The sequence below is a fragment of the Kitasatospora sp. NPDC053057 genome (assembly GCF_044546945.1).
Lineage (GTDB): Bacteria > Actinomycetota > Actinomycetes > Streptomycetales > Streptomycetaceae > Kitasatospora.
The window spans coordinates 1-4911 of record NZ_JBITZP010000101.1; the positions used below are offsets into that span (position 1 = coordinate 1).

The following is a 4911-nucleotide window of genomic DNA, read 5'->3' on the forward strand; positions in this document are numbered from 1 at the left end:
CCCGCGGAGCGGGTCCCTACGGGCCTTCGGCCCTCCGTTCGCGCCTGACCTTCGGTCAGGCGGCGGACCCGCTCCGCGTGTCCGCACCCGGGCTTCGCCCGGGTGGGCCCGGCGCTTCGCGCTCGGGCTGGCACCACTCCGCTTCGCTCCATGGTGCCGGGTGGCTGAGCTTTGGTCACATCGCTGAGCTGGTATTTTGGCTGAACTCAAGACGGGCTGACTGCCGGAAAGGTGGCGTATCGGGGGGCGCGTGCGGGTCGGCTTCACTCCTGCCAGGTTGGTCTAGTCCATGGCCTAGACCAATATTTCGCCTCTGCGGCGGGGCGGGGTGCGCTACCCTGGCGGGGTGAACAGCGGTCCCCCGTGTATCAGTCTCGATGTGTCAGTAGATCCCGCCGAAAGCTGGGTCCCAACTCGCGCGTTTCGATTATTCGCCGAAATTCGACACCGGGGACTTATATCCTGTCGAGAAGCCGCTTCAATCGGATCGGATGGACTTCTGGGCCGGTCCGTCGAATGTATCAGTAGGGCACTGTCAGCATTTCCCGCGTGGTCCCGGGTGTGGGCTCGGGAATGGGTGAGGGGAGACACGTCTTCGTGAGCGTCGTAAAGCCGGGCCTGATGGCCGCTCAGTCTGCCGCAGGCATCTCGCTGCGTGGGCATCAGGAGGAGGCCTTGGAGGCCATCGTGCGGGGCCTGACGCCCCGTCCGGGGCAGCCGGGCTCCCCCAACGGTCTGCGAGTGACGGTGCAGATGGCCACCGGCTCCGGGAAGTCGTACGTGGGGGCCGCGGCCGGGCAGAAGCTGGCGCCGAGGGGTGTGGTCCTGGTTGTGGTGCCCACGCTGGACCTGCTGGTGCAGATGATCGGCTCGTGGCGGGCCGCCGGCCGTACCGGGGACATGCACGCCGTCTGCTCCCTGGTCGACTCGGAGCTGCCGGTTGGCGTGATGGCCACCACCAGCCCGTTGATGATCGGGATGTGGCTGTCCCACGCGGCCAAGCACCGCCGGCCGACTACCCTGTTCGCCACCTACACCTCCGTCGGCGCCGTCGCCGACGCCTACGCCTACTGGGCGCAGCGGGAGGGTGGGGAGGGGGAGGTGCTGGCCCCGCTGGACCTGATGGTCTGTGACGAGGCGCACCGCTCCTCCGGCAGCGTGGAGAAGACCTGGACCGTGGTCCACGATCAGGGCGAGATCCCGGCGGAGCGTCGGCTGTACATGACGGCGACGCCGCGGATCTGGGCGCCGCCGAAGCGGCCCGTGGCGGCCCGCGAGGACGCGTACCAGCCGCTGCCGGAGGAGTTGGCGGTGTCTATGGACGACCAGCGCATCTACGGCCCGCACGTCTACTCCCTGGGCCTGGCGGAGGCCATCGACAGGAAGTTGTTGGCGCCGTTCGAGATCGTGGTCTTGGAACTGCGCGACCCCCTCGGTGACCGCAAGGCCGCCGAACAGCAGGGCGTGCCGTGGGGGCCGGGTGTCGGCGAGGCACAGGACGGCAGCGAGGACGAGGTGCCCGCCGCGCACATCGCCGCGATCCAGGCCGGCCTCGTGAAGACGATGGTGGAGCGTGGGCTTCAGCGGTGCATCACGTTCCACAACCGCACGATCGAGGCCCGCTACTTCTCCGAGACACTGAACCAGACGGTCGAGAAGCTGCACTTCGAGAACCCGCAGAAATACCCCGGTGAATTCTGGTCGCAGTGGCTCTCCGGTGAACACGATGTCGACTTCCGCAAGGAGGTCATCTCCGATTTTGGGAGCAGCGGCGAGGAGGACGGTCTGCGGCACCGGGTCGTCGCCCAGTGCAAGGTTCTCGGCGAAGGAGTCGACATCCCGGACACAGATTCTGTTCTTCTACAAGGGCGAGGAAGCATGGTGGAGATCGTCCAGGCTATCGGCCGGGCCCTGCGTATGAAGCCCGGCGAGGGAAAGACCGCGAGCCTGATCGTGCCGGTCTTCCTCAAGCCCGGTGAGGAGCCCGGGGACATTCTGGAGTCGGACAGTTATGGTCCGCTGGTTCGTATTTTGACCGCTTTGAGGTCTCACGATGCACGTGTGGTGGAGGCCCTCGCGGTGCCGCAGAAGTCCGGCAAGCGCACGAAGGGGCGCGGCGCTGAGGCCGCCTCAGGGCCTGGTGAGAGCTGGTCTGGTGAGGGTGGTGCGGGGGCTTTCACGCTGCCGGTGCGGTTCCAGACTCCGATGGACGAGAACGTGCTCGCGCTGTTCATCGCCTCACGGGTGCTGACCGGTGAGAACCAGTTCTGGCGGGAGGGCATCAACCACGCCAGGCGCTGGCACGAGGAGACCGGCGGTCTCGATGTTCCCTATTCCGCGATGGTCGGCGAGGAGGGGAAATTCCCGCTCGGAAAATGGCTGTCGGACCGGCGGACCGAGCATTCAAATGGTGAATTGGCGCGCCACCGAGTCGACATGCTCGACCAGCTCGGGATGATCTGGTCGGTCTCCGACGCCCGCTTCGAGGCCGGCCTCGACTGGGCCCGGGTCTGGGCGAAGGAGCACGGCGGCTCGCTAGCGGCGCCGGCGCGGGCCTCGATCGGCGGGTACGCCATCGGGACGTGGCTCTCGGAGCTGCGGGCCGCGGCTCAGGTCCCGGTCGACCAGCCGGGCGCGCTCGCCCCGGAGCGGCGGGCCGCGTTGGAGGAGATCGACCCCTGGTGGTGCCCCGCCTGGCCGATCACCTGGCAGCGCACCTACGCCGTGGCGCGGCAGTGGTGGCTGGAGGCTGGCGGTCGCGTCGACTGGGCGCAGCTGCCCGTGGACACCGTGTTCGAGGGCGAGCAGCTCGGCCGCTGGGTGAAGGCGCAGCGGGCTGGCTGGCCGGGCTTGGAGGCGGACCAGCGGGACCTGCTGTCGGCGATTGGCATCGAGGAGGACCAGGAGCTGGTGGCGGCGAAGCAGGCCGCCGAGGCGAAGCCGAAGGTGTCCCGTGCGGACCGGTTCCAGCTCCATCTGACGGCGCTGGCCGAGTTCGTCGAGCGGGAAGGCCATGCTCGCGTTCCGCGGGCCCACAAGACCGCCGAAGGGCTGTCCCTGGGCGCCTGGCTGAACAACACGAAGACCCGCCAGGAGAAGCTCAGCGAGGAGCAGCTCGCGCAGCTGGAGGCCCTCGGGGTGGCCTGGTAGGACGGGCTTGGCTCGTTCGAGACTGTGTCTCACATCGTTGACGCACATCGGCCCCGCCTCAACGGTGGGGTCGGTGTGCGGTCATGGGGTGAGCGCGGCGGAGACCTTGGCGAGTCGGGTCTGCGGGAGGGCGAAGGGGTTGGCGGGATTGCGGTAGGAGTAGTGGCCATCGTTGGTTCGTACCCCGTCCTGGGTGGTCCGCCAGCGAGCGGGTCCGGGTTGCCCTTGCTGTTCCAGGAGGAGGAGTGCGAGGTGGTCGGGGTCCTCGACGGCTGTGCGGGCGCGTAGCGCGGCGGCCAGGCGGGGAGTGGCGGTCGTGGGCGGACGGTTGTCGCCCGTGGCGGGCAGCAGGAGCAGCAGGCGGGCGTGGGCGTCGAGGATGCCGGCGTCGAGTGTGCCGGGGTCGGGCGGGATGTTGTCGGCGGCGCTGGCAAGCTCGGGCCAGGACAGGGCGGGGCCCAGAACGAGAATTTCCGGCTCGGTGAATGGCTCACACAGCGCCGGGTGGAATACGCGAACGGTGAATTGGCGCGTCACCGGGTCGAGATGCTGGAGCAGCTCGGCATGATCTGGTCCGTCTCGGACGCGCGGTTCGAGGCCGGGCTGGACTGGGCGCGGGTCTGGGCGAAGGAGCACGGCGGCTCGTTGGCGACGCCGGCGCGGGCGGCCGTCGGCGGGTACGCGATCGGGGCCTGGCTCGCCGGCCTTCGGGCCGCGGCCGAGGTGCCCGAGGGCGAGCCCGGGGCGCTGGATGCGGAGCGCAGGGCGGCGCTGGAGGAGATTGACCTGTGGTGGTGCCCGCGCTGGCCAATCACCTGGCAGCGCTCGTACTCGGCGGCCCGGCGATGGTGGCTGGAGTCCGACGGCCGGGTCGACTGGGCGCAGCTGCCGGTGGAGACGGAGTTCGAGGTCGAGGCTCTCGGCCGGTGGGTGCGGGCGCAGCGGGCCGGGTGGGCCGAGCTCGACCAGGAGCAGCAGGACCTGCTGACCGCGATCGGCATCGCCGAGGACCGGGAGCTGGCCGCCGCGCGGGCGGCCGCCGCGGCGAAGCCGACGATCTCCCGCGCCGACCGGTTCCAACAGGGCCTGGCGCCGTTGGCGGCCTTCGTCGAGCGCGAGGGCCACGCCCGGGTGCCGCAGCCACAAGACGGAGGAGGGGCTGTCCCTCGGACCTGGCTGAACAACCAGAAGGCCCGCCGGGACAAGCTCAGCCCCGAGCAGCTTGGGCAGCTGGAGGCCCTGGGGGTTGGCTGGTAGAGCCGCCCCGGCCGGTCCGGTGTCCGTGGTCGGCGCTACGCTGCCGAGGCCCTGAAAAGCACTGGAAGGTCGCCACCCTGCACGGGGTAGCGGCCTCCACTGCTTGGTGGTACTTCTGCCGTCGGTCGCTGGCGATGGCGGCCGGTGGTCAGGTGAGGTACGAGGCGAGTGCGCCGGTGGCGGCGGCGAAGGTGGTGGCGGCCCAGATCATGGCGGCCGGGTAGGAGGCGCCGTCGAGGCGGGCGAGTTTGCCCGCGACGGCGGCAGCCATCAGCGCGATCACCACGACGGGCGCGGCGGTGAACAAGACTATGTAGGCGGCGTGCGCTGCGAACTCCTTGTGAGAGACGGGATGTTGACTTCTCGAAGTTCTCGGAAGAGGTGTTCGCCATGGTTCGGCCCGCACAATAATGAAGCTTCGCCATCTTCGAACGTGCTGGTCGGAGGGGCTGGCGTGCGGGTCGTTGGCCGTGCTCGTGCTGGTTGATCGCGGGAGTCTGGGCT

Annotated in this window: 4 protein-coding genes; 2 read left to right on the plus strand and 2 right to left on the minus strand. The window is 69.4% G+C overall.

Features of this window, described 5'->3' with window-relative positions:
- Window positions 1-621 precede the first annotated feature (621 nt).
- Entirely contained in the window at window positions 622-3150 is a 2529-nt protein-coding gene (locus ACIG5E_RS38975; protein ID WP_396541978.1) for a Helicase associated domain protein, read from the plus strand.
- Window positions 3151-3231: 81 nt separating this feature from the next.
- Here ACIG5E_RS38975 and ACIG5E_RS38980 read toward each other — a convergent pair whose 3' ends face one another.
- Window positions 3232-3687, minus strand: a complete 456-nt coding sequence (locus ACIG5E_RS38980; protein WP_396541980.1) for a hypothetical protein — start codon at window positions 3685-3687, stop codon at window positions 3232-3234.
- Between ACIG5E_RS38980 and ACIG5E_RS38985 the strand changes: the two genes are divergently transcribed.
- Window positions 3655-4407, plus strand: coding sequence for a helicase associated domain-containing protein (locus tag ACIG5E_RS38985; protein WP_396541982.1), 753 nt, complete (start codon window positions 3655-3657; stop codon window positions 4405-4407). The genes ACIG5E_RS38980 and ACIG5E_RS38985 overlap by 33 nt on opposite strands.
- A 148-nt stretch (window positions 4408-4555) precedes the next feature.
- On the opposite strand, the gene ACIG5E_RS38990 is transcribed toward ACIG5E_RS38985, so the two are convergent.
- On the minus strand, window positions 4556-4714 hold the full coding sequence (locus tag ACIG5E_RS38990; protein ID WP_396541984.1) for a hypothetical protein: 159 nt from the start codon (window positions 4712-4714) through the stop codon (window positions 4556-4558).
- Between the last annotated feature and the right edge of the window lie 197 nt (window positions 4715-4911).

Coding starts and splice junctions, on each gene's coding strand:
- ACIG5E_RS38975 (WP_396541978.1), top strand. CDS start 622: ATGGCCGCTCAGTCTGCCGCAGGCATCTCGCTGCGTGGGCATCAGGAG.